Source organism: Reinekea marinisedimentorum (assembly GCF_004341165.1).
Lineage (GTDB): Bacteria > Pseudomonadota > Gammaproteobacteria > Pseudomonadales > Natronospirillaceae > Reinekea > Reinekea marinisedimentorum.
The window spans coordinates 1-24,592 of sequence record NZ_SLZR01000029.1; the positions used below are offsets into that span (position 1 = coordinate 1).

The 24,592-nt window shown below is 50.8% G+C and carries 24 protein-coding genes; 12 read left to right on the top strand and 12 right to left on the bottom strand.

The window, feature by feature from the left end:
* The first annotated feature begins 326 nt into the window (after window positions 1-326).
* The gene (locus BCF53_RS18325; RefSeq protein ID WP_132704087.1) at window positions 327-1,202 is read left to right on the top strand and encodes a pepsin/retropepsin-like aspartic protease family protein; all 876 of its coding nucleotides are present in this window, start codon (window positions 327-329) and stop codon (window positions 1,200-1,202) included.
* Between the two features lie 790 nt (window positions 1,203-1,992).
* Here the strand turns inward: BCF53_RS18325 and BCF53_RS18330 are convergent.
* The 6 genes from BCF53_RS18330 to BCF53_RS18355 all read right to left on the bottom strand — a co-directional run bounded on the left by BCF53_RS18330 (window position 1,993) and on the right by BCF53_RS18355 (window position 7,898).
* Complete coding sequence (locus tag BCF53_RS18330; RefSeq protein WP_132704089.1) at window positions 1,993-3,177, bottom strand: BaiN/RdsA family NAD(P)/FAD-dependent oxidoreductase; 1,185 nt, start codon at window positions 3,175-3,177, stop codon at window positions 1,993-1,995.
* A 53-nt stretch (window positions 3,178-3,230) separates the two neighbouring features.
* A complete protein-coding gene (rluB, locus tag BCF53_RS18335; RefSeq protein ID WP_132704131.1) occupies window positions 3,231-4,070 on the bottom strand; it encodes a 23S rRNA pseudouridine(2605) synthase RluB in 840 nt (279 codons plus the stop codon).
* The gene (gene scpB, locus BCF53_RS18340) at window positions 4,057-5,286 is read right to left on the bottom strand and encodes an SMC-Scp complex subunit ScpB (protein ID WP_132704091.1); all 1,230 of its coding nucleotides are present in this window, start codon (window positions 5,284-5,286) and stop codon (window positions 4,057-4,059) included. The genes rluB and scpB overlap by 14 nt, the downstream gene beginning before the upstream one ends.
* A 14-nt stretch (window positions 5,287-5,300) precedes the next feature.
* Window positions 5,301-6,275 carry a segregation and condensation protein A gene (locus tag BCF53_RS18345; RefSeq protein ID WP_243645869.1) on the bottom strand — a complete coding sequence of 325 codons (975 nt, stop codon included), beginning with the start codon at window positions 6,273-6,275 and terminating at the stop codon, window positions 5,301-5,303.
* Between the two features lie 12 nt (window positions 6,276-6,287).
* Window positions 6,288-6,908, bottom strand: coding sequence for an L-threonylcarbamoyladenylate synthase (locus BCF53_RS18350; protein WP_132704093.1), 621 nt, complete (start codon window positions 6,906-6,908; stop codon window positions 6,288-6,290).
* Window positions 6,909-7,025: 117 nt separating this feature from the next.
* A complete protein-coding gene (locus BCF53_RS18355; protein WP_132704095.1) occupies window positions 7,026-7,898 on the bottom strand; it encodes a PHP domain-containing protein in 873 nt (290 codons plus the stop codon).
* A 156-nt stretch (window positions 7,899-8,054) separates the two neighbouring features.
* Between BCF53_RS18355 and BCF53_RS18360 the strand changes: the two genes are divergently transcribed.
* The 8 genes from BCF53_RS18360 (at window position 8,055) to BCF53_RS18395 (ending at window position 14,511) form a co-directional block, all read left to right on the top strand.
* A complete protein-coding gene (locus tag BCF53_RS18360) occupies window positions 8,055-8,738 on the top strand; it encodes a TIGR04211 family SH3 domain-containing protein (RefSeq protein ID WP_132704097.1) in 684 nt (227 codons plus the stop codon).
* A 48-nt stretch (window positions 8,739-8,786) separates the two neighbouring features.
* Window positions 8,787-9,137: a hypothetical protein gene (locus BCF53_RS18365; protein WP_132704099.1), complete on the top strand. Its 351-nt coding sequence runs from the start codon at window positions 8,787-8,789 to the stop codon at window positions 9,135-9,137.
* 4 nt (window positions 9,138-9,141) lie between these two features.
* Window positions 9,142-11,100, top strand: coding sequence for a bifunctional tRNA (5-methylaminomethyl-2-thiouridine)(34)-methyltransferase MnmC2/FAD-dependent 5-carboxymethylaminomethyl-2-thiouridine(34) oxidoreductase MnmC1 (gene mnmC / locus BCF53_RS18370; protein WP_132704101.1), 1,959 nt, complete (start codon window positions 9,142-9,144; stop codon window positions 11,098-11,100).
* Between the two features lie 70 nt (window positions 11,101-11,170).
* The gene (locus tag BCF53_RS18375; protein ID WP_132704103.1) at window positions 11,171-11,854 is read left to right on the top strand and encodes a hypothetical protein; all 684 of its coding nucleotides are present in this window, start codon (window positions 11,171-11,173) and stop codon (window positions 11,852-11,854) included.
* Between the two features lie 28 nt (window positions 11,855-11,882).
* Window positions 11,883-12,365, top strand: coding sequence for a transcription elongation factor GreB (gene greB, locus BCF53_RS18380; protein WP_132704105.1), 483 nt, complete (start codon window positions 11,883-11,885; stop codon window positions 12,363-12,365).
* A 237-nt stretch (window positions 12,366-12,602) separates the two neighbouring features.
* A complete protein-coding gene (locus BCF53_RS18385; RefSeq protein ID WP_132704107.1) occupies window positions 12,603-12,788 on the top strand; it encodes a hypothetical protein in 186 nt (61 codons plus the stop codon).
* Window positions 12,785-13,711 (top strand): sodium-dependent bicarbonate transport family permease, encoded by a 927-nt coding sequence (locus tag BCF53_RS18390; RefSeq protein WP_132704109.1) that lies wholly within the window; start codon window positions 12,785-12,787, stop codon window positions 13,709-13,711. The genes BCF53_RS18385 and BCF53_RS18390 overlap by 4 nt, the downstream gene beginning before the upstream one ends.
* Before the next feature lie 107 nt (window positions 13,712-13,818).
* Window positions 13,819-14,511 (top strand): SIR2 family NAD-dependent protein deacylase, encoded by a 693-nt coding sequence (locus BCF53_RS18395; RefSeq protein ID WP_132704111.1) that lies wholly within the window; start codon window positions 13,819-13,821, stop codon window positions 14,509-14,511.
* A 7-nt stretch (window positions 14,512-14,518) separates the two neighbouring features.
* Here BCF53_RS18395 and BCF53_RS18400 read toward each other — a convergent pair whose 3' ends face one another.
* From BCF53_RS18400 to BCF53_RS18415, 4 genes are all read right to left on the bottom strand, one after another.
* On the bottom strand, window positions 14,519-14,752 hold the full coding sequence (locus BCF53_RS18400; RefSeq protein ID WP_132704113.1) for a thioredoxin family protein: 234 nt from the start codon (window positions 14,750-14,752) through the stop codon (window positions 14,519-14,521).
* An 18-nt stretch (window positions 14,753-14,770) separates the two neighbouring features.
* The gene (locus BCF53_RS18405; protein ID WP_132704115.1) at window positions 14,771-15,769 is read right to left on the bottom strand and encodes a permease; all 999 of its coding nucleotides are present in this window, start codon (window positions 15,767-15,769) and stop codon (window positions 14,771-14,773) included.
* A 182-nt stretch (window positions 15,770-15,951) separates the two neighbouring features.
* On the bottom strand, window positions 15,952-18,954 hold the full coding sequence (locus BCF53_RS18410) for a polysaccharide lyase 6 family protein (protein WP_132704117.1): 3,003 nt from the start codon (window positions 18,952-18,954) through the stop codon (window positions 15,952-15,954).
* Between the two features lie 330 nt (window positions 18,955-19,284).
* Complete coding sequence (locus BCF53_RS18415) at window positions 19,285-19,854, bottom strand: sigma-70 family RNA polymerase sigma factor (protein ID WP_132704119.1); 570 nt, start codon at window positions 19,852-19,854, stop codon at window positions 19,285-19,287.
* Window positions 19,855-19,960: 106 nt separating this feature from the next.
* Between BCF53_RS18415 and BCF53_RS18420 the strand changes: the two genes are divergently transcribed.
* Window positions 19,961-20,308, top strand: a complete 348-nt coding sequence (locus BCF53_RS18420) for a DUF3024 domain-containing protein (RefSeq protein WP_132704121.1) — start codon at window positions 19,961-19,963, stop codon at window positions 20,306-20,308.
* Here BCF53_RS18420 and BCF53_RS18425 read toward each other — a convergent pair.
* Complete coding sequence (locus BCF53_RS18425; protein WP_207902787.1) at window positions 20,305-21,363, bottom strand: NAD-dependent epimerase/dehydratase family protein; 1,059 nt, start codon at window positions 21,361-21,363, stop codon at window positions 20,305-20,307. The two genes, BCF53_RS18420 and BCF53_RS18425, sit on opposite strands and share 4 nt — an antisense overlap.
* Before the next feature lie 124 nt (window positions 21,364-21,487).
* On the opposite strand from BCF53_RS18425, the gene BCF53_RS18430 reads away from it, so the two are divergent.
* Window positions 21,488-22,276 carry a ParA family protein gene (locus BCF53_RS18430; RefSeq protein ID WP_132704125.1) on the top strand — a complete coding sequence of 263 codons (789 nt, stop codon included), beginning with the start codon at window positions 21,488-21,490 and terminating at the stop codon, window positions 22,274-22,276.
* 45 nt (window positions 22,277-22,321) lie between these two features.
* On the opposite strand, the gene BCF53_RS18435 is transcribed toward BCF53_RS18430, so the two are convergent.
* Window positions 22,322-23,740, bottom strand: a complete 1,419-nt coding sequence (locus BCF53_RS18435) for an aminotransferase-like domain-containing protein (RefSeq protein ID WP_132704127.1) — start codon at window positions 23,738-23,740, stop codon at window positions 22,322-22,324.
* A gap of 203 nt (window positions 23,741-23,943) precedes the next feature.
* On the opposite strand from BCF53_RS18435, the gene BCF53_RS18440 reads away from it, so the two are divergent.
* Window positions 23,944-24,141: a DUF1127 domain-containing protein gene (locus BCF53_RS18440; RefSeq protein WP_165901993.1), complete on the top strand. Its 198-nt coding sequence runs from the start codon at window positions 23,944-23,946 to the stop codon at window positions 24,139-24,141.
* The last annotated feature ends 451 nt before the right edge of the window (window positions 24,142-24,592 follow it).

Below are 24,592 nucleotides of genomic sequence, written 5' to 3' on the forward strand. Positions count from 1 at the left end.
TGATTAAACTTTAACAAAACACAAAAGGATTTTTTTTGGTTTATTGAAAATTATTCTTTTAAATTAATGAGTTAGCTGTTTCTGGATGGGCACTAACTATAGGTAACTCCTACCTCCCTAATGAGCTTAACTCTTGTTTTCAATTTATTTAGTTTCACTTTGGTAGTAGATTAAGCTCATGATTACAGACAACGCGGTTTTCACGCTAACCTGCACTAGCTAAATTGCAGCAGAGAAGATAGTTTGTAGGAGGGTAGCTATCAGATTTATAGTTTTTGTAAAATATCCGGACTAGAGTAATTATTACATGAGGTAAGTTTCAAACTATGAGATTTTTTTTACTTGGTCCTGTTCTACTCTTCATACTCTCAACGGTTGGCTGCTCTACGGTTAGGTTGAGTGATCTACAAAGTCATGGAAGCGTTAAGCCCGATAAGTTTTATGCCAAAGGCGATATTTCATTTATAGGATCAAGGATCCTTATTTCAGCAAATATCCATGGTGAGGAAAAAAATTACATTTTCGATACTGGCGCTGAGGCATCATTTATACATAAAAATAAAAGTAGTGGAAAAAGTGTGAACGTTAGCAGTCCGCTTGGCGAAACGTTAGAGTACGGAAGTGAGTACATAGATTCTATAAAGATTATGGATATTGAATTTGTCGATACCTTTGCAGTCAATGGTAACCGTCCAGTCCTTAGTAAGGAGATAGATAATTTTGGCGGTTTGATTGGGGCACCCGTCATAAACAAGGCAAATTGGCTAATTAGTTTCACAGAAAATTACATTGAATTTTCAGACCGAAGCCTTATCAAGTACAATTACGCGGAGCTCAACACCACCGTAAAAAACGGCCTTAAATACATAGAAATAGATATAGGTGGAATAAAGCAATACGCTCAAATAGATTTAGGAAGTTCAGCTGCAATACTGTTACCTCACAACTCAAAAATAGCGAAAGCCTTACTACAAACAAACGAATATGTAGTTAAAAGAGGAACAGCAACAACAGCAACTGGAAAACATAAAATTTCGGCAAAGGTCATACCTAACCAAACTGTATATTTAGGTAAAGAAGAAATTAGCCATTTAGACATAATAGTTACAGATGTTGATGAAGCCATAATCGGTAGCGATTTTTTTAAAGGAACCAGTCTTTACTTCGATAACTCGAACGACATAGTTTATTTAAAAAAATAACTTGTATCCTTACTAGTATGAGTTTGAAAGAGCACTCGACAACTTAAACAGTGGCTAGAAGGAAAGGTGCTGACCCGATACAAAAAGAATGGGGGAGGGGAATTACGCCTGAAATATTGAAAAGAAACCTAAATGCGCCAAAACATATATGATCAGGCGAATTTCGTGAATAAACAGAAATAAAGATGTAATCCCCCCGAAAAACCAAGACAGTTATAAGTAGAAAATTCCATTACAATTGAACGCAATGATGAGTTTTCTTAACCATGCGAAAATCAACAAAAAATACTGTTAAATTTGAATAGTTTTAGATAAACGATTTTGGGGCACAAACAATTTATCAGGGTGGTAAATTAACCTCTACTTCACAGCTAAACAAGAATGCCCCGAAATTCTCATAATGGCCGCTATAGTGCAGCAAGCCTTTAGAGGTCCAATCCAAGAGCAACCCGTCAACTCACCTCGAACTGCTACTTTCAGGCTGAATAAGAAAGATTACGAACTAACGGTAAGAGCAGACCGGGGATCCACAAAAAATCCAATCTCACGCATTAGAGCAGACACAACCTTACACCGGTAGAACTACGCAACTCTCCTAACCTACAAGGCCTACAACTAGGGCTTAGTCTTCACTTTAATGTAATCTCGGGGAAGGAGCTCAAAAAACAAACAAAAAAAAGAAATAAAGGGGCTAGAAGGGGTAGCTTGTCTTAACTATTACTTACAATAGGTAAAACTTTGTCTTCACTCTAATGTCATTGTCTTCACTTTTAATGTAAGCACCCATTAGCTAAACAACCTGTCCCGCCGCCCAGCCAGAACTCCAGCTCCACTGAAAGTTGTAACCGCCCAAGTGCCCGGTCACATCCAGTACTTCACCAATAAAATAGAGCCCATTGCACAGTTGGCTTTCGAGCGTTTTAGAAGAAACCTTACTGGTATCTACCCCGCCGATGGTCACTTCAGCAGTACGGTAACCTTCGGTGCCTCCAGGCACAAATACCCAGCTGTGCAGGGTTTGCTGAATCAGCTCAACATCCTTTTTAGAAAGCTCTGCCAGTGTTTTTTGCAGATTTAGCTGCGCACAAAAATGCTCAGCCAATCGCGCGGGCATAAGAGCAGACAAGAAGGTTTTAAATTGCTTTTTACCCTGTGCGTGCCGTGCCTGCTGAATTTCGCCGTTAATATCAATGGCGGGTAACCAGTCGATGGTGAGGGTTTCACCCGGCTGCCAATAGTTGGAAATTTGCAGCATGGCCGGGCCACTTAAACCGCGGTGGGTAATCAGCGCATCCAGCGTAAAACTGTGGCCGTTATTAGCGGTTGCGGTTATCGGTAGTGAAAGGCCGGAAAGCTCGCTCCATTGTGGTTTATCTTTGGTATTCCAGGTAAAGGGCACCAGTGCGGCGCGGTATGGCACCAGGGTATGACCAAACTGCTGGGCAATTTTAAAGCCGAAATCGGTTGCCCCCATGGTGGGTATTGAAAGCCCGCCCGTGGCTACCACCAGCGATTGAACAAGGTAGTCACCCTGTGTGGTCCGTACCAGAAACTGGTCTTCCTGCTTTTCAATAGCGGTGATTTCAGTTTTCAACTGAATACTGGCACCGGCCTGTTCCACCTCGGCCAGCAGCATGTTGAGGATGTCTTTAGCGCTGTCATCACAAAACAGTTGGCCATGGTCGCGCTCGTGGTAAGCAATACCGTGCTGACACACCAGGCCGATAAAATCCCACTGGGTGTAGCGGCTTAAGGCACTGCGCACAAAGTGCGGGTTGGCGCTTAAATAGTTTTGCGGGGTTACGTCCATATTGGTGAAGTTACAGCGCCCACCACCGCTCATGAGTATTTTCTTTCCGGCTTTATTGGCGTGGTCGAGCACCAATGTGCTGCGTCCGCGCTTGGCCGCTTCGATTGCACAAAAAAGGCCGGATGCTCCGGCCCCTATGATTAATACGTCTACTTTATTCGACATTCCGCTCACACAGCTTTCAGTTCACAGGATAAAATTAAACTAACCAGCCGCCATTACTTACGGCCTTTACCCACAGAGCGACGCGTACGCTGCTTTTCCATCTTGCGTTTCAGTGGGTCGAACTTGTTTTTAACAATAGACTTCCAAGGCATTGCGGGCAGCTCTACTGTTGCAGCCAGTTTATCGATCTCTTTTTTAGGCAGCTCCTGCCAGGTACCGGCGCGTACTTCGGAATCCAAAAATACCGAGCCATAGCGCACGCGTTTCAAACGCGAAACCTGCAGACCCTGGCTTTCCCATAAGCGGCGCACTTCACGGTTACGGCCTTCCATAATAACCACATGGAACCACTGGTTAGCGCCTTTACCATCGAAGAACTGCACATCAGTAAACTTCGCCGGGCCATCTTCCAGCTCTACGCCATTGCACATGTTATCGATATGCTCCTGGGTAACTTCACCCAGCACACGCACGGCGTATTCGCGTTCAATTTGACGACTGGGGTGCATCAGCCGGTTGGCCATCTCACCGTCGTTTGTGAACAACAACAAACCGGAGGTATTAATATCCAGGCGGCCAATCGCCACCCAACGCTCGCCATTTATATTCGGCAGTTTGTCGAAAACCGTATGGCGCCCTTCCGGGTCTTTACGGGTGCAGATTTCGCCTTCCGGCTTGTTGTAAACCAGCACTCGGCGCACAGCTTTGTTTTCAACCTTAATGGTTCTGCCATCCAATTTCAGCTCGTCACGCGGGGTAATTTTATCGCCCAGCTTGGCGACTTCACCGTTCACCAGTACTCGGCCTTCATCAATGGCGCGCTCCATTTCGCGGCGCGAACCTGAGCCTGCATTTGCTAAAACTTTCTGAATTCTTTCTTCACTCATTTTCATCATCCTCGCCCTGCTGGTCACTCTCGCGACCGTCCAACAGTGCCTGTTGTTGTGCTAGTTTTTCCTGAATAATTTTCCACTGCTCTTCTTCAGAAAGTTCCGTTTGCGGTTCACTTTCTTGCAAAGATTGTGGCTGAAGGTTTTCTGGTTCTTCAGTCTGTTCTGAACGTTCCTGTTCAGTTTGCTCCGGCGTTGATTCAGGTTCGTCATCGCCATCATTTAAATCTAAATCAGGATGTTCATGCTCGGCCCGCTGTTGCTGCAACGATTGCTCAAACTGGGCATTCACATCATCCATTTCTTTCAGTTCGTCATCGAGCTGCTCATCAATAAACTGGTTACCGGTTTTACCGGTGGTTTGGCTGTCTCGAATCTTTTCAATTAAGCCACTGAATGAGATCTCCGATTGCGCATCGTTTTCAACCTCTCCGCCGTCACCGGAATCCAGATCCATTTGCGGGTTCAGCTCATCCATGTTGCGAATTTCTGAAAGGCTTGGCAGTTGATCCAGCGAGCTTAAGCCGAAGTAATCCAGAAACTGTCGTGTGGTGGCATACATAGCCGGCCGGCCGGGTACATCCCGATGACCCACAACACGCACCCAATCGCGTTCCAGTAGCGTACGAACAATATTAGAGCTCACGGCCACACCGCGAACATCTTCAATTTCGCCACGGGTAATCGGCTGCCGGTAAGCAATCAGCGCAATGGTTTCCATCAGTGCCCGTGAGTAACGCTGAGGTTTTTCATCCCACAGTTTAGCAACCCATTGCGCGGTACCGGCATCCGTTTGAAACCGGTAACCACTGGCAACTTCCACCAGCTGTATACCGCCCCCCTGATAAGCAGCGATCAGCTCGGCCAGCAGTGCGCGAACGGTTTTACCGTGCGGTCGCTCATGCTCTTCAAATAGCGCACGCAAATGTGAAACGCTCAGCGTGGTGCCCGATGCAAACAGCGCAGCCTCGATAATATTTTTCACCGTTTCCGGGGTATGGCCACCGTAAGGATCGCCCTTTTCAGGGTCTTCCAGCTCAACCACCAGTGCCGACAGTTCAATATCGCCATGCGCTGCCGGGTCTACCTGTTCTATTTCGTTCAGCTCCGGGCTTTCAGAAGCCGGCTCGTCTGCTTCCGGCGAGCTGGCTTCCAGGCTTTGTGCCAATTCTTCCAGGCTTTTTTCCGGTTGGCTGTTTTCGTTAGTAGGGTCAGTCATAGTGGTTCCAATATTTATTCCGACCTTGCTTTCACATGAATCGGAGCAAACACCTCGTTTTGCACCAGGTCGATCAGAGATTCTTTTGAAAGTTCCATAATGGCTAAAAAGGTAACGATCACGCCCATGCGGCCTTCTGCGGCAGCAAACAGGCTGATAAAGGGAACAAACGCCTTGCCCTGCAAGCGGTCTAACACTTCAGACATTCGAGCGCGGGTCGAAAGTGTTTCTTTCTGCACCTCGTGCTCTTCAAACATTTCTGCACGGCTCATCACATCTTTAAAAGCCAGCATAATCTCGCGCAGATCAACATCCGGGTGCAGCTTGGGCCGTTCGTAATCGGGGCGCATCTCTTCCGCGGTGAAAATATCGCGACCAATGCGCGGCATGGCATCAATGTTTTCGGCGGCCTCTTTGAACTGCTCGTACTCCTGCAGGCGTCGGATCAGCTCGGCACGCGGGTCACCCTCGTCTTCTTCACCGGCCTCAACGTTGCGTGGCAACAACATACGGCTTTTAATTTCTGCCAGCATCGAGGCCATTACCAGGTATTCTGCTGCCAGCTCCAGCTGCATGTTGTGCATCAGTTCGATGTACTCCATGTACTGCCGGGTAATTTCAAACACGTTGATGTTGAGAATATCCAGATTCTGCTTGCGAATTAAATACAGCAGTAAATCGAGCGGGCCTTCAAAGGCATCCAGAAAAACTTCCAGCGCATCGGGCGGTATGTACAGATCAATCGGAATCTGCGTCATGGCTTCGCCATCGACCACAGCAAAGGGCATTTCAGCCTGCTCCACGGCGGCGCGCTCGCGTAATGCTTTCAGTGCGCGCTGCTTGGGTGTGAGCGTTACTTCCGGAACCGGCAGCTCGCTTTCCTGGAACAGTTTATCCGGCTGCGTGCCAGTGGCTGCCGCCGCTTCCGCTTCGGCAACTTCCTGCGCAGCGTTATTCTGTTCCGTGGGTGTCGGGTTCTGATCTGTCATAACGGGCGATTTTTACAAAAACGGAGTCGGGTCACCAGCACCTTCACGAATCACCTCTGGCACGCCGTCGAGAAGGCTGACAACGGTGGATTCCTGAAAACCGCAGAAGCCGCCGTCGATGATCAGATCGAGATCGTTTTCCAGCAGGTCACGAATGTAATACGGGTCGGCCAGCGGTGCGTCTTCGTTCGGCATAATCAACGAGGCGCTGAGCATGGGCTCGCCCAGTTCCTGCAGTAAATCGGCGGCAATCTGGTTACCCAACACACGCAAACCAATGGTTCGCTTCTTCGGGTGCAGCATGCGCCGTGGAACCTCACGCGTGGCTTCCAAAATAAAGGTATAGGGGCCGGGCGTGTTGTTCTTGATTAAACGAAAGGCGACGTTATCGACCTTGGCAAACACGGAAAGATCAGAAAGATCGCGGCACACCAGTGTCAGATTGTGCTTTTCATCAATCTGACGGATGCGGCGAATACGATCAATACCGTGCTTATCGCCCATCATGCAACCAATCGCGTATGCGGTGTCGGTCGGGTACGCAATAACCCCACCGTTGCGCAAGATATCGGCTGCCTGCTTGATTAAACGTGCCTGAGGATTTTCGGGATGAATAACAAAAAATTGACTCATGTTGGCTCCCGCCAAGTACCATAAAATATGGCCGCTACTTTACCCTGTTGATCAGTACCTTACCAGCGCCTCGAACATTGATTGTACAAACTGCGGTTTGTTCAGTGTTCGGGGCATTTAACGGCCAACTGCTGCATATTTGCGTAACAACCAGTCTTTTACGGTTGCGGCATGGTTTGGCCACATCGGGTACTTGCCAAGCTTCAGCCAGGCAGAATCCGGGTGGTGAAAATCGCTGCCGCCACTGACGTATAAATCGTTCTGCTGCGCCTGCTCCACCAGAAACTTACTGAACTCCGGGTGAATACCAATGCACGCCACTTCTATACCCTTGCCACCGGCCGCGGTGAAATCGGCGATCAGTTCACGGGCTTTGGTCCAGGTCAGCTTATAGCGGTGCGGGTGCGCTATCACGGCAATGCCGCCGCACCGGTTGATGGCATCAATGGCTTCGGCCATTTCCGGCCACTGGCTTTTCACATCGCCGATCTGCCCCTGCCCCAACCAACGCTTGTAGACCGAACCCAGGTTCTTCGCCTGACCGGTTTCCACCAGGTGTTTGGCAATATGCGGTCGTGCCGGCGGCCCCGGCTTGGCATATTCACGAATCGTCTGCTCATCTATTTTCAGTCCGGCCCGCTGCAACAGATAAACGATGCGCTGGAATCGCTTTTCGCGGCGATGGTTATAGGCCTGCTCAACGGCCAGCCACTCACTGGAATAGGCATCGATACCCAGGCCAACAACATGCAGCGTGCGCTTGTTCCACACGCAGGAAAGCTCCGTTGCCGGGTACAGCGTAAAGCCTTCGGGCACCTGGGCCTCATCTAACGCCGCCCGGTAACCGGCTGCGGTATCGTGATCGGTCAGCGCCAGGTGCGAAACACCGTTGCTCTGCGCCAGTTCAAACAGCGCTTTTAAACCCATCGAGCCGTCAGAATATTGGCTATGGCAGTGTAACTCCCAATCGTGGGTGCAATTTACAATCATCAGTTTTTACAATCCTCTTAAGGCGTTGTGAGCGCTTGCCCAACGCGGTTGCGCCTACATTAACAAATTTACGCCCTGGCGGTTGCAATAAACCCTGCGCCCCCTGTAAGTTATCGGCACATTTTAATTCAACGTCTAACCCGATAGGAAATATCCATGCATTTCAAAAAGATGCTTAAGCTGCTGCTCATCGTCACCCTGTTTACAGCACCTGTTGCCACCTTGGCTGAAACCGTCTGGTTAAGAGATGTTCTGTACGTCAATATCCGTACCGGACCAAGCAACAACAACCGTATTCTGAAAACCATCACCTCCGGTACTCGCATGGAGGTTCTGGAAAAGCCCGATGGCGCAGATTTTTACCGTGTTCGAACCGAAGATGGCCTTGAAGGCTGGATTCCAAGCCAGTACCTGGTGACCGAGCCTACCGGTGATATCCGCGCAGAAATGGTTCAGGCCGAAAAAGATCAACTGCAAAGCCAGTACGAAGCGCTGGAAGAGAAATACAACTCTCTGCTCAACGATAAAGGCGATGTTCGCGGCGAACTGGAAACTCTGCGTACAAATAACGAGCAACTCACTTCAGAGCTGAACCGCATAAAAGCCGTCAGTGGTGATGCACTGAATATGGATGTGCAGTTGCAGCAAATCTCGGAAGAGAACGCCATCATCAATACCGAGCTGGATGTTCTGAAAGCTGAAAACCAATCGCTGCGCGAATACAACGACAACATTCTGTTGCTGGCCGGCGGTGGTCTGACTGTATTTGGCATTATTCTCGGCTTTATTCTTCCGCACCTCACCGGCAACAACAAACGCCGCAAAGACGGTTGGTCTTGATTTTGGCAGGCTGTTAAACTGCGTCCATTAAATTAATGGAAAGCGCCAATGGCCTGGTCTGAAAAACCTCTTGATAAACCTTTCATCCTTGCAAACCTGGCTGATCTGCTCAGCCAGGGCTTGCTGGGCTCTATGTCCCGCTACAGTCATTTCCAGATTGTGGAATGGTGCAGTAACTTTGTTGATCAATACGATTTAACGCCCGATGCCGAACTCCCTGTCACGCCGGCCAATGCTGTCAGCATTGCTGATGACGTTGTGGTTCAGTGGGAGCTTTACATCGCCACCCAATACACACTGGACGATTTAAACCGCTTTTCTATGAACGATATCGTACTGCCGAAAGCCTACTTTGAAGACTGGCTTAACCAGATTCTCGCCCTGCCTACACAGCACTAAACCCATGCAAAAAGCCGTATTAACATTCGCCGAGGATGGCACACCCTGCTCCAGTGAGTTTGGCGACTCTTACTTCTCCAAAGGGGAAGGCCCTGCTGAAACCCGCTTTGTTTTTCTGGAACAAAACGAATTGCCGCAACGGTTTTCTGCGCTTCAGCAACAGCAAAACTTCACCATTGCCGAAACCGGCTTTGGTACCGGGCTGAACTTCCTGCTGGCCTGGCAGCTGTTTAACGAGGTGGCGCCACAGGGTGCCCGCCTTACCTTTGTCAGTTGTGAAAAATTCCCAATTGAGCGGGCCGAGCTGCAAGCCATTCATCAGCAGTGGCCTGAGCTTGCGGAACTGAGCAAACAATTGCTGAGCCAGTACCCGCCCTCGCTGGGCGGCTATCACCCGCTGGTATTTGGCAACGTAACTCTGCTGCTGATGTACGGCGACGCCTGCAGCCAATACAGCCAACTGGCCGCCACGGTAGATGCCTGGTTTCTGGATGGCTTCAGCCCGGCACTGAACCCGGATATGTGGCAGCCCGAGCTGTTCCAGCACATCCGCCGGTTAAGCCGCATCGGCACCACCGCAGCCACCTTTACCGCGGCGCGCATTGTGAAAGACGGCCTGCTCGGTGCCGGCTTTAAGCTCACCCGCAGTAAAGGTTACGGCCGCAAACGCCACAAGCTGCGTGGTGATTTTATCGGCTTATGCGGCCCGTCATACGTTGGCGGCTGGCCCTGTTCAGAAATGCCCATTGCAGAACCTAACCGGGCAAAAAACATTGCCATTATCGGTGCCGGCATTGCCGGTATCAGCACGGCCCTGGAACTCACAAAACGTGGTTACCGGGTTACCGTTTTTGAAAAAAACCAAACCGTTGCCAGTGGTGGTTCCGGAAACTTACAGGGCGCGGTTTACGCAAAGCTTTCTGCAAAAATAAACGACGCCACCCAGTTTTATGCACAGGCGTTGATACAGGCACAGCACATTTTAGCGACACTGCCGAATGAAGTTGCACACCAAGCCTGTGGCCTGGTGCAACTGGCGAACAGCGACAGCGAGCTGAAAAAACTGCAGGCGTTTGATAGCAGCGACGATATTCCACGCGAACTGGCGGAACCCAAAACTGCGCAGGAGCTTAGCGAGTTAACCGGCATAGAGGTGGAGCACCCGGGGCTGTGGTTTGCTGATGGTGGCTGGTTATCGCCTTCGGAGTTGATCCGTTACCTGGTTAAAGAATTTCAACTGCAGGTGAAAACCGCAACCGAAATCACCGAAATTACCCAGCAGGAAAACGGCTGGCAGCTGTCAGATGCCAACCGCAACAGCTACCAGTTTGATCAGCTTGTTCTGTGCAACGGCTTCGATGCCAAAAAACATCCGCACACTCAGCACCTGCCGGTTAAACCGATTGCCGGCCAGGTCACTTACCTGCAGGAAACCAGTACCAGTGCAGCCCTGAAAGCGGTCATCTGTACCGACCGCTATGTCATGCCAACGCATAACCAGCAATTGATTATTGGCAGCACCTTCCGGGTAAAAACCGAGAACAGCGAACTAAAACCGGAGGACAACGCTGAAAACATCAACGCCCTGCACCAGCGATTGCCGCAACTAAACATTGCAGCTCAGCAGGCGATTGGCGGCCGCGCCGGCATTCGCTGCACCTCGCCCGACTACCTGCCAATCGTCGGCGCTGTCAGTGAACCGGATTGGCTGCACCGCCAGTTCACCATTGCCGTGCAACGCAAACAAACCGATCGCCTGCCCGCTGCCGAAACGGTGAATGGGCTCTGGCTGAATATTGCCCATGGCTCCAAGGGCTTGTGCAGCGCACACTACACAGCCAAAATACTGGCTGCGCTGATCAGCGGCGAGCCACTACCCATTCAGGCGGAACTGCTCAACAAGCTCAACCCCAACCGTTTTGAAGTGCGCGCCATGCTGCGCGGTAAACGGGTAAAACACTAATTGCATCACTATGGCGGTTACGCGATAGTGAAAAGCCTTCATAAACTGGCCCAAAAGGAATTGAAAACGAATGAAAAGATTCATTGCAACCGTTGTATTCAGTGCTCCGGCGCTCACATTTGCTCACCCTGGTGCTGTCGACGCCAACTGGTGCCATGAATCACCCACCGGCTTTCACTGCCATAAGTGGGACGACGATCAAACCTACACACCAGAACAGGTGGGTGTTACCTACAGCAACCCGGATGAGGCGCAAACGGAATCCGAAAACCAGGGCAGTGGCCGGGCTTCTTCAATAGCGCCTTACCTGAGCCTGGGTGTTGGCGTGCACGGCATGATTATCGACACATCAATAGACAACTTCTATTACTCCGGGCTGACCACCACCGCGAAGTTGGGCCTGGCATTCGACCGCCTGGCGGTTTACGGGCTTTACGACGCGGCCTGGTTTCACGAGGGCGAGGGCATTTACGATATGTTCAGTCTGACCGGCGCAGGCGCCAGCTGGCAGTTTAAAAACCGCTGGTATATTGAAAGCGGCCTTGGCATTGGCTACAGCAAGTTGGATTTAACCGGTGAAGAATCGTCTTCCGATATTGAACTGGATGCCAACGGCCTGTCGTGGATGATGGGCTTTGGTAAAGCCAACGGCCACTGGAGCTACGGCCTTACCTTCAGCCAGGTGCGGGTACAAAGTGACGGCATCGATTACAACAGTAATTACCTCACCGCAAAAGGCGCATATACTTTTTAACCACCACCTTTGAGTTAATAACAGCTAAGTGAAAACCAAAATCATCACCCGCGAAGGCTACCTAAAGCTGCAGCAAGAGCTCGATTATTTGTGGCGTGACGAACGCCCTAAAATCACCAAAATTGTCACCTGGGCTGCCAGCCTGGGTGATCGCTCAGAAAACGCCGATTACACCTTTAACAAACGCAAATTGCGTGAAATAGACCGGCGCGTACGCTTTCTGCGCAAGTACCTGTTTGATGTCAAAGTTGTCGATTACAACCCGCAACAGGAAGGCGCGGCTTACTTCGGAGCCTGGGTCAATCTGGAAAACGACGATGGCAAAGAGCTGGACATCCGCATTGTGGGTCCGGAAGAAATCTACTGGCACCGAGCCTATATTTCTGTGGATTCACCCATGGCCAAAGCCTGCCTGGGTAAGCGCGTCGACGACGAAATTTCCGTGACAACGCCCGAAGGCAATAAATTCTGGATCATCAACGAAATCAGCTACCGGGCGGCGGCAGAATAGCCGTGCCCACGCAGGCCTGAACCACTCAGGCCACCGCTCACGCCCCAAGACTTCTGCCCCCAATAACCGCCCCTGCCAGCCCCCTTTTGGCCCCGCTCATAGACTTTGATCTATGAGAATCATAAAGATTATATATTTTTAATTATGAATCTGATTCGTACCATGACGCGCTCAGCCGAACAAAGGTTGAAGGGCCCGAAGGGGCCAGCCTAAATACATTGAACAAACGGAGTATCCATGACTTTAGTGTTTTCCTTTCTGACTTTACTCATGCTGCTGGCAGTGACGCTCGTGGCGCAGAGCACCGGCATGGTAGTGACCAACTACTTCATGCTCATCGCAGCCCTGGTTGTTTACGTTGGCTGGAAAAGCCGTAAATCCGTGAAAGTCTCGTTGCTTAAAAGAGGCAGGTCTGCCGCATGAGTTCATTCCTGCCCGATATTCTGGCGCTGTTCTTTTTGTTCAGCCTGATCATTCGCAGACTGGGGGTGAACCTGGCGTTTCAACCGGCCACCTACCAGCTGCTCACCTATGTATTGCTGCTGACCATCGGCTTAAAAGGCGGCCAGGCGCTGACCTCGGAGTTCACCTTCAGCCTGATCAGTAACAGCCTTATTGTGATCGCACTGGGCGTGGTGTTAACGCTGGTTGCCATGTTGATCATTCACACCTTCAGCGCCATGAACCAAAGCGACAGGGTGACGCTGGCTGCCCACTATGGCTCGGTCAGCGTAGGCACCTTTGCCGTGGCGCTGAGCTACCTGCAGTTAAAGGGTGTCAGCTATGAAGCCGCACTCAACCTCTACGTGGCCCTGCTGGAGTTGCCTTCCATTCTGGTGGGCCTGTGGTGGCTTAACCGAAATCAGTCGAGCACCTCGCTGAAGACGATCTTTGGTCATCAAAGCCTGATGCTGCTGCTCATCGGCCTGGTCATTGGTGGCCTGTACGGAGATATCGCCGAGCCTATGGTTAAACAGCTGCAACCCTTGTTTGCGGTGATGCTGGCGCTCTACCTGATTCACATGGGCGCAGTCGCCGGCAGCAAGTTTGGCGAGTTTGGCAGTAACCAGCTGTTCCTGATCTGCTTCGCCATCTTCATGCCGTTGCTTGCCGCCGCGATTGGCCTGGGCACTGCCCTGTTGCTGGGGTTGAGCATCGGCGGTACAACCCTGCTGATGACACTGGCGGCCAGTGCCTCGTACATTGCCGTACCGGCGGTCTTTGAGCAGGCACAACCGAATGCAAACGTTGCACAGGCGCTGGTTGCCAGCCTGGCGGTGACCTTCAGCTTTAATGTTATCTGGGGCATTCCGCTGTACCACCATATCGCTGGCGTTGTCGCCTAACAGCCGCTGTACCGCTCAACAAAACAAAAATATCAGCGGTATTTTCAGCAACCCTTCAATTTCACGTTAAACTTTGTTCTGTTTCTTCGTTTACAACAGGTCAGTTTATGTCGCCAATCAGAGAAAAAGTCGTGGTCTTCACCGGGGCCGGTGTCAGTGCCGAAAGCGGTATCCAAACCTTTCGCGATGCTAACGGGCTTTGGCACAACCATAACGTGCAGGATATCTGTTCGCTCGATGGCTGGCACCGCAACCCGGAAATGGTGCTGAACTTTTACAACCAACGCCGCGCCGATGTTAAGAATGCCGCGCCCAATAAGGCGCATGAGGCCATTGCCAGCTTGCAGGAAAAGTACGAAGTTGTCGTGGTGACCCAAAATATCGACGACCTGCATGAGCGCGCAGGCTCGGAAACCGTTCTGCACGTTCATGGCGAGGTGACCAAAGCGCGCAGCAGCGAAGATGAAACACTGATTTACGATATCAGCTACGAGCCGATTGAACTCGGCCACACCTGCAGCTTAGGCTCGCAACTGCGGCCACATATTGTCTGGTTTGGCGAGGCGGTGAATCACATCCAGGAGGCTTACGATCATTTTCTGGATGCCGATAAAGTACTGGTCGTTGGTACGTCGTTGCAGGTTTACCCGGTTGCCGGCCTGGTGCACGAAGCGCCGCTGCATGCGGAAAAGGTTATTGTCAGCCTGGATGTTGAAAACGTGCCATCAGGCTATGAATACATACAACAAAAGGCGGCAAGCTCCGTTCCGGAGATCGCCGCTCGTTGGTTAGCCCGCTAACCGTTGATCAGGCAAACCAGATTTTCGCTTCGTCTTCTTTTGGCACGCTGCCCTTGTGGACCACCTGCTCGTCGATAACAACGGCAGGTGTTTTCATGACGCCATAAGCCATAATGTCTTGAACGTCGGTGACCTTCACCATCTCAATTTCAATACCGGCCTGAGCGGCTGTTTTCTCAACGATATCAGCGGTGACCTGACAGTTTTTACAACCGGAACCTAATATTTTTACAGTTTTCATTTTCAGTTTCTCTCTTGTTTAAATGAATGGAATGACATTAAAAAACCAGCCAACCAGGGTAAAGGCGGCCAACAACACTGCGAACAGCACAGCCAGCAGCTTCCACTGCATAACCTGCTTCAGCAGCACAAACTCAGGGAAGCTCGCTGCGACGGTACTCATACAGAACGCCAGGGTAGTACCAATCGGCAAGCCATTGACGATCAGGCTTTCCATCACCGGGATCACACCGGTGGCGTTGGAATACAACGGAATGCCCAACAACACAGCCGCCGGAACAGACCACCACTGCTTATCGCCCAGGTGCGCTTCAATCCAACCATCGGGAACGAAGCCATGCAGTGCTGCTCCTAAGCCAACACCTATGAACACCCACTTCCACACGCGGCCGAAAATAGCTTTGGTCTCATCTTTGGCGAACTCGTGACGCGCCCTGGCCGATAACGACTGTTTATTGGCAACCGGTTGCGCATTGGTACTATCCTGCTGCTCCTGACCGCGTTTCAGCGCATTGGCAGCAAAGGATTGCAACCAGCGCTCAGCACCAATCGCATCCAGAAAGATGCCGCCGGCGATGCCCACCAGAATACCGATCACCACATACAGCACGGTAAACTTCCAGCCCAACAGGCCGAGCAGTAGCAAGACCGCTACCTCGTTAATCAATGGCGAGGTGATCAGGAACGACATGGTAATGCCCAGCGGAATGCCGGCCGAGGTGAAACCGAGGAACACCGGAATACTGGAGCAGGAACAGAACGGCGTGACCGAACCAAACATCGCACCCAACGAATAGCCGAAAAAGCGGTGCTTGCCGGCAAGAAAATCTCGCACCCGCTCTACATCGAGTGCGGCGCGTAAAAAAGATACGGCGTAGATCATCACCAGCAGCAAGGCGAAAATCTTGGAGGTATCTTCAACAAAGAAATGAAGCGCATCACCGGCTTTTGTTTCGGCGCTTAAGCCGAAAATTCCGTACACCAGCCAGCTGGCGAAGTCAGTAAAAATCTGGAACATAAAACACCTGCTTTTTGTTTATCTGTTTAATAGACGAAGCAGGTCTGAAAAGGATGCTTTTTTTAAAAGTTTTTTTATGAACGGCAAACACAATAAAAAAGGGCGAGCACAACGCTGCTCACCCCAGTTTGAAAGCGCCAGAAAACTCAGTATCCAATACTTAGTTCACTAACACCTGTAACTCAATAAAGGGTTTCATGAGAAACCAGACGGAAGCTATCGAACGCGGCTGCCGAGCCCACTGCAGTACCATAAACGGTTATGCTGGTTGCAGAGCCAGAGTTAAAGCTCACCGTTGCCAGTTCATAATCCGATGCACTGGTTGCCGTGGTGTAATCAATGCCATCAACCTCTGCCCCTAACGTCGCTTCACCGTTGACAAACGCCGTCAGCGTGTAATTTGTGTTCGCTTCTATGCTCACTTCCTGGCTGATAATGCCTCCGGCCACATCAATGTATGCACTGCTACCGCGCGAAAACACAACCGTGCTGTCTTCCGAGATGTACGCATCCGCTAAATTCCAGCCTGTACTGCCGTTGTCGAAGTCATAGTTATCAATTTCAACTTCGGCCACATGCGGCTCAGTCGCTTCCGGGGTATAGGTCATCGGGCCAACATCGTAACGGTTTAGCAAACCGATTGAAGCGGCACTGGTGGCAATTTCATCTGCACCGGCCAGCGTCACGCTGCTGCGGGACTGACCGTCCATATCGTCATCAATACTTTCAAAGCTGCTGTTGCTGTAGGCATCAACTTCCAGGTTGGCACTGCTGCTGTCTGTTGGGCGATAAAGGCCCTGGCTGTCTTGCTCCAGCTCGGCGTCCCACCAGGTAATTCCATAAACAGAGTCGTCGGCCAGGGTATCGCTGTCGGCATAACTCTGGCCAAAGAAGATATTGCCTTCAATGGTTGAGTTTTCCGGCATACCATCATCCGATTGAGTAATCACCGCACCAATGCCGTCCTGAATCAGGTTGTTAACCAGGTATACGGAATCCGGGTTGTAACTTTTACTCCCGCCATCAACGTTCAGGCTGTTCACGCTATCAACGATGGTGTTATTGGCCACCATAACGTTCGTTAAGTATTGATAGCCGCTACTGGTAGAGCCGGTCGCGCTGACGGTCGAACCCATTAATACGATGCCGCCGTGGTGAGTGGTGTCTTTATAACGGGCACCTTCAATATAGTTGTTGAACACGCTGTGACCATCATCAACAATGCGAATACCACCGGCATAGGGGTGGTCATCACCGATAATCACGTTGCCCTCAATAGTAATTGAAGAGCCGTGACGGGTCGTCAGCGAACCATAGCTATCACGGATGGTATTAAAGCGAATGGTGTTGTTACCCGATTTATTCGAGATAACTTCCGCCTCACCCTGAATTTTTTCCAGGTAATTGTATTCCACCACCGAGTTGGAATCTGACTCATGAGTTTCACTGGTACCAATACGAATAGCTTCGTATTCGTTGTCACTGCTTTCTGCGTAGGCTTTGCCATCCGCCGGTGGTCGATCACCAAAATAGTTATGGTCGATGGTCATATAGTTGCCATACGAGCCCGCCGCATCGGTCACGTAATCGCTCAATTCCCGGCTGACCGTCATTAGTGAGCCCGCATTTGATTTACCCGAGAAATAGCTGTGATCCACACGGTTGTACTCACCGTACAGGTGAACCCAGCGGTTACTGTCGGTTGCGTCTTCATCCATGTCGATCACCGAGATTTCGGTAATCCGGCAGTTGTAACAGAACTCAGCCGGGTCACTGCCCAGACGGGTTTGGATTAAGTCGCCATCCGATAAACCGTCTTTAAAGATAAAGCCCTGCAACTGAACATACTCACCACCCATACGAACCAATACTGTGCCACCAATGGTCACGCCGCCGGATGTTTCAGCCGCCACTTTGATGGGCGCAGAAGATGAGCCAACACCACCGAACTGAAGTTCCAGATCGGTATATTCACCATTGGCAAGACAGATTGTGGTTCCGGCTTCCATGGTTTCACTCACGGCGTCTTCCAGCGCGGAAGTTGAAGAAACGGTAGTGTCGCAAGCGATCGTAGGCACCGTATCGTTATCGCCCAATGAGCCACGGGTAAAATTAGATTCTGTTGAGCCGGAACCGATTGTACCGCTGTCTTCTTCGCCAGAATCCTCTTCTTCAGAATCATCCTCAACCGGTTCCTCCGTCACCGGCAGATCTTCTTCAGGCTCGTCATCATCGGCATTGTCATCGCTTAGGCAACCGTTTACATCCACTTCAATAATGCTGTTCCACGCATTGGCGGAATTTCCGTAGCCAGTAATACGAACATACTCGCCTTCTGCATCGCTCAGATCAAAGGCTTCAAAACCGGTCGATGAACCACTAGAACTGCCACCGGAAATCACATCTGTCCAGCTGCTGTTATCGCTGGAAACAGATACATCAAAATAAGAGGATCGGCTATCGCCCTTGTACCAGAATATATCGATTGAACTTAAGCTATAAACATCCGCCAACGAATAGGTAATGTAGGCGCCGTTTTCATCGGAAGACCAGCGAGACTCATCTGTCGTAACATTATCAATGGTATTGCCAGGCTCGTAGATGCTGTCGTACGAGGACGTACTTTCCACCACGGACATATCAATTGCGCTACATGCTTCAGTCGAGTCATCCGAATCTTCCGAGTCATCGGTGGTGTCATCCGCTTCATCGACCGTTTCTTCCGTCTCCCCTGCCGTACTCTCACCGGTACTTTCCAAGGTAACGTAATCAACTAAACCCTCGTCATCGTTATACGCACCGAAAAGTGTTATTTCCGTTTCACTACCGGACTCAATCTGAACACTCACTTCAATCCAGTCATCCATATCGGCGGTCAGGCTTTGTGAATATTCAACCGCTCCGACATCCGCGCCGATAACACCGCTACCCATTATTTGAGCTGTCAGCGTATAGCTGGTATTCGCATCAACAGAAACAGTCTGCTCAAAGCGACTGCCCGATGTACTAATGTCTGCAGCATAATCGCCATCGTAAGCGTCGTTGTCGGTCAACGAGGCAGATGAACTGACCCAACTTCCCCAACCGTTTTCAAAGCTGGCATCATCAATGCTAACGGTCGCCGCATTTGCCGCTGAAACGGCAGCAACCAAGGTAGCCAATACAGAAACTTTTTTTAAAGACATTAAAGTGTCTCCTAATCCTTTCAGTTTTAAACCGCGAACCAAAAAATCAGGAACATAACCAAATGCTCAAATAAGGCAAAAATCGCGAAGTGTTTGTTTTAAATAGATGCAGCAGGTTAAGCCGTTTTTATAGATTTATTGATACCTGTGCAGCTTAGAAACCAGCTAACTTCAGTTGAGTTAATAGTCTGAGTTGGAATAAATATACAAAAGTCACCGGCGAGAAATACGTGAAGAGGCTCTATAAAATAGCGATGCTATTTACAGTTTAAATTCAGGGTGCGGGATGGTTCCGCCTGGGCTGCAAACGTGTCGACATTCTTTGATGACTCACGGAGCGCGTTGAGTAAAGCAACAAACCTGTTCGTTTTCGTCTAGCTGAACATGACAAGCCGTTTCAATCTGCTGCTTCAGTTTCTGCCGGGCACGGCGCAGGCGGGATTTCACCGCGGGCAGGGAAAGCAGATGCTGTTCGGCATATTCCTGTTGCTTCATACCGTTAATATCGCAAGCGAAAATGATGTCGCGATCTTCCTCATCGAGTTCATTGAGCACCCGTGGCAGGCAGTTAATGGCCAACAGATCAATGGCAGAAGGGTCTGCCTCTTCATGGGCAATGTCGGTATCTTCGATGGGCTGATAGCGGTCACGGCGGGCATGATCGATCAGTAAATTGCGGGCCACACGAAACAGCCAGCCCTTGGTGTTTTCGACCTCGCAGAAGGCATTACGCTGTTGCATCAATTTAACAAACACTTCTTGCAGCAGGTCTTCACTGAGCGCCCGGTTATTACCGGTTTCTTTCAGCAGCCAGCCAACCAGCGCCTGCTCGTGCTCTGCCCATGCACTGATAGCACAGGGAAAGGCATTGCCAGTATTAGCAAGGCTTGCTTTACTCACTATAGATCCTCCTACGATAGCAGCAGCGGGTTGAACTTTACTCAAACCGGAACAGAGTGCAACCTACGCGGGTGTGAAAGGAAAGTATATTCTACGGGTAGAACCTATGCCGCTGAGCGAATTTGAAATTAAGAAGTACGAAAAAGCAAAGGCTGCCTTTATGGCAAAAAGACGCCCCAGGCCTGAAATCCGCAGCAAACTCGATTTAGACTGCCGCCTGGAAGAGCGCACCATGCAACTGTTTGAAGTTCGTCCTCAGTGGGATGACCCAAGCGTTCAGCAGGAGATTTCAATCGCCAAAGCCAAGTACGACAGCAGTGAAATGCACTGGAAGATCTACTGGATGGATTCAAAACAACAGTGGCGTGAATACGGCCCGGATAAACGAGCCACCACGATTGAAGAGGTATTCAACATCATTGATATCGATGAAACCGGGGCCTTCTTCGGTTAAGAACCTTTAAACCGGCCATGGTCAATCATCTGTTGAAACAACGCTTCCATCGACTCCTGCAACGGCCGGTAGCGGATACCCAGCTCACGCACGGCCTTACTGTTATCGGCCCGCCACGGACGGTTTACATTTAAGGCGACCACCTTGCGGCTCATGCCCTTGTTCAGCATTGGGCCGAACAACCACAGCGGCCAGCGGGGCAGCACTCTTTTAGGGATCGGGTAGGCTGCGCCGTAGCGCTCCATTAACGAATTGGCCAGCTCAAACATATCGGTATTGTGGGCACTGATTAAATAGCGCCCTTCTGCCTCTGCGGTAAAGCCTGCCTTATAGTGCGCTTCCGCGACATCGCGCACATCCACCACACCAAAGCCCCAGCGCGGCGCACCAAAGCGCAAGCTGCCGTTACCGCACTGGCGCACCACGTCAAAACTGCCGGAGGTCGCATAGGGGTTTACCGCCGGTCCAATCACTAAACTGGGGTTAATGGTGACCAGCTGCCAGCGTGCCTGCGCGTTGTAAATCTTCCAGGCTTCGCGTTCGGCCAGCGTTTTTGAATAGGCATAGGCGTTATGGTTGAGCGACGATGTTTCGTTCCAAACGGACTCGCTGAGGATACGCCCCGGGGCGAGGTCGATATCGGCATTGTCGCCGCAGATGGCCGCGCAACTGCTGGTCAGCACCACCCGCTTCACCGAAGGCGTTTGGTTTGCCTGTTTCAACACGTTCCGGGTACCGGAAAGCGCCGGCTCTATTAATTCTTTATGGGCATCCTTCACCTTGGTTACAAAGGGCGAAGCGGTATGGAACACCAGCTCGCAGCCATCCATCGCCTGCCGGTAAGAGCCTTCGTGCAGCAGATCGGCCTTAAAATATTTAATGCGGCCAGGCAGCTGTTCGGCCAGCTCGTTCAGGTGCTTCAGCTTGGTGGTATTGGCCGGGTCTCGCACGGCCGCATGCACCGTCAGCCCCTGCTGCAACAGCTTTTTAACCAGATGCCCGGCAACATAGCCGGTTGCGCCGGTGACCATGACAGGGCGTTGAGTTTTGCTCACATCATTCCCGTTTAACATCAGTATTTGAAACTCTTATACACCAATACACCGGTTATTGGCATCTGCCGAAAGCCGGGTCTAGGCTGAATGGTTAAAAATTGAACGCTATAGAAAGGGAGTCTTTATGCGACGAGTAGTCTTTAATCAGAAAGGCGGCGTGGGTAAATCCAGCATTGCCTGCAACCTGGCAGCCATCAGTGCGGAAAACGGCTACAAAACCCTGCTGCTCGATCTGGATGTTCAGGGCAACGCCAGCTTTTACGTTGGCCATGACCGGGCACAGGCCAGCGGTACAGATTCTATTGCCGAGCTGCTCAGCCAAACCGCTGGCTGGTTCAGCACCAGCAAACCGGTGGCGAAGTTTCCGCAGCAAACGCCATTTGAAAACCTTTATTTAATCCCTTCCAGCGCCACGCTGGAATCGTTGGAAAAAGATCTGGAAAGGCGCTACAAAATATACAAATTGCGTGACGCCCTGAACGAGCTGGAAAAGGAGTTTGAGCGCATCTATATCGATACGCCACCCAACCTGAACTTCTACAGCAAATCGGCACTGATCGCGGCAAACACGGTGCTGATCCCCTTCGATTGCGATACCTTTTCCCAGCAGGCGCTGCTCACGCTGATGGACAACATTGCCGAGCTGCGCGAAGACCACAACCCGGAGCTGGTCATTGAGGGCATTATCGTCAATCAGTTCAATCATCAGGCCAACTACCCGAAGGTGATCATTGAGCAGATTAAAGACATCGGCCTGCCGCTGCTGGGGCAGTACCTTTCCAGCTCGGTGAAGATGAAAGAGTCGCACCACGAGCAAAAACCGCTGGTGCATATGCTGCCGAATCACAAACTCACGCGGGAGTTTTCAGCACTGTTCAGCTTACTGGAAGGAATCCCGGCCGAAGCCGAATAACTGGCCGGGAATGCAGCTGCGCTGCCTGGCTGGCAGCGCGGCCAATCAGGTCATTTTTTTCAGGATCCGGCCAATAAAGGCGATCGCCTGCTCGCGCTCTGGCGTCCATTCGTTGGAAAAGCTCAGCCGGAAACAGTTCTGGTAAAGGCCGGAAACCGAGAACAACTCACCCGGCGCAATGTGAATATCTTCCTCGCGGCAAATGTAATACAGCTCGGTGGCATCCACGCTTCTGGGCATCTCAAACCAGGCTACCAGCCCGCCCTTGGCAGAGCTGACCCGCATGCTTTCCGGGAAGTGCTCACGCGCCAGCTCCAGCAAACGCATATACCGCTGATGATAGCTGGCACGGGCGTGGCGCAAATGACGGTCATATAAGCCCTTTTTCATGATCTCGGCCGTCACCACCTGCGGCAACGTCGGCGAAGAAATTTCGCTGACAAACTTCTGCTGCAGCACTTCATCGTAATAGCGGCCGGGTGCTATCCAGCCAACGCGCAGGTGTGGGTCCATCGTTTTAGAAACCGAAGAACACCACAGTACGCGACCATCCGGGTCGATAGACTTCAACGCCTTGGAGCGCCGCCCTTCAAACTGCAGATCACCATAGATGTCATCTTCAATAATGGGGATATCGTAACGCTGCGCCAGTTGAATGAGGATGCGCTTCTTCTCCATCGGAATAATGCACCCCAGCGGGTTGGTAAAGGCCGGAATCGTCAAGATCGCCTTAATTGGCCAACGCTGTAATGCCAGTGTCAGCGCATCGACACTGATGCCGGTTACCGGGTCCGTCGGTATTTCAATGGCTTTCAGGCCAAAGCCCTCAATCATTTGCAGCAGGCCGAAATAGCAGGGTGATTCAACCGCTACAATATCGCCCGCGGTGGTCAGCGCACGCAAGGCATGGGAAATGGCATTCTGTGCACCCATGGTGGTAATGAGCGCATCGGGCGAGATATGCACACCGGCATCGATGGCACGGCGGGCAATTTGCAGGCGAAGCTCCAACAAACCTTCGGGCGTTTCGTAGCCATTACCAAAAGAGCTGGAATAGCGGGATAAACGGGTAAAGTTGCGCTTCACGACTTCGGCAATGGGAAATTCCAGATCGGGTATGGCCGCACTGAACACCACACCACGGCTGGCTGCCGCACCGCGCTGAATGGCCATAGCTAGCTCGGCCACGGTGACCGCACGCGGGCTGGTTTTTGCGCGGGATTTCTTCGGCATACTCAACGGCTCTATCGCCGTACGCTTAACAAAATAACCGGATTTTGGCCGTGGTTCGGCCCAGCCACGCTCTTCAAGAATGGAGTAAGCCGAGGTAACCGTTGCAATGCTCACCTGCTCACTTTTCGCCAGCGCCCGTACAGATGGCAAACGCGAGCCTACCGGGTACACCCCTTCTTCTATGTGGTCTATTAACCGGTCTGCCAGCTGTTCGTAGAGCAACGATTCCATAAGTGATAACCCTCTAATTACATCTGTACCACTTATTCAATCCATAAAAATAAGTTATAGCAGTACAGATAGGCCGTGATTTACTGAGACTAAACGGTACAGATTTAATCTGTACCGGTCTAACTTTAATATTTCTGAATCTGTACCGCAACACTGTACCGCTCTACCATATGCACAACTTAAACGAACGAGGAGGCTCGGACATGACGACTTACCAACTTAAGCAATCATTTTCAACTATGTACGTAGGGTTTCCTCGTGCGATCAGTTTCACGAAATGGTTACGCAATTACAAAACCCGCCAATCACTGGCTGGCCTGAGCGACCACATGCTGAAAGACGTAGGCATTGGCAAGACCCAGGCAAAAGCAGAAATTGCGAAACCTTTTTGGAAAGATTAAGCAAAGCGCCCGGAAGGCAGTTATCGACTCCTAGTACTGCCTTCCGGTTTTTTCCTTCTCTGCCTTTCGGCATGCTCTGCATATCTGGCTAAAGCAACCCTGTTGGCCTAAAGACCAACCTACAAACACACCGCACCCTGTAGGTCCGGCTTCAGCCCGACAAAGTCAGCCTAAGATGTAAAAGCAACCCTGTTGGCCTAAAGGCCAACCTACAAACACACCGCACTCTGTAGGTCGGGCTTCAGCCCGACAAAGTCAACCTTAGATATAAAAGCAACCCTGTTGGCCTAAAGACCAACCTACAAACACACCGCGCCCTGTAGATACCATCTCTCCATATCGCGTACAAGCACTTCTTCAAGCTGCTTGTGCGCAATATTCCGTTTGATTTTTAACGACGCCAAAACAGATTTGAACAAGCTTTCTCATGGCTGCACCCAGTGCTTCCATC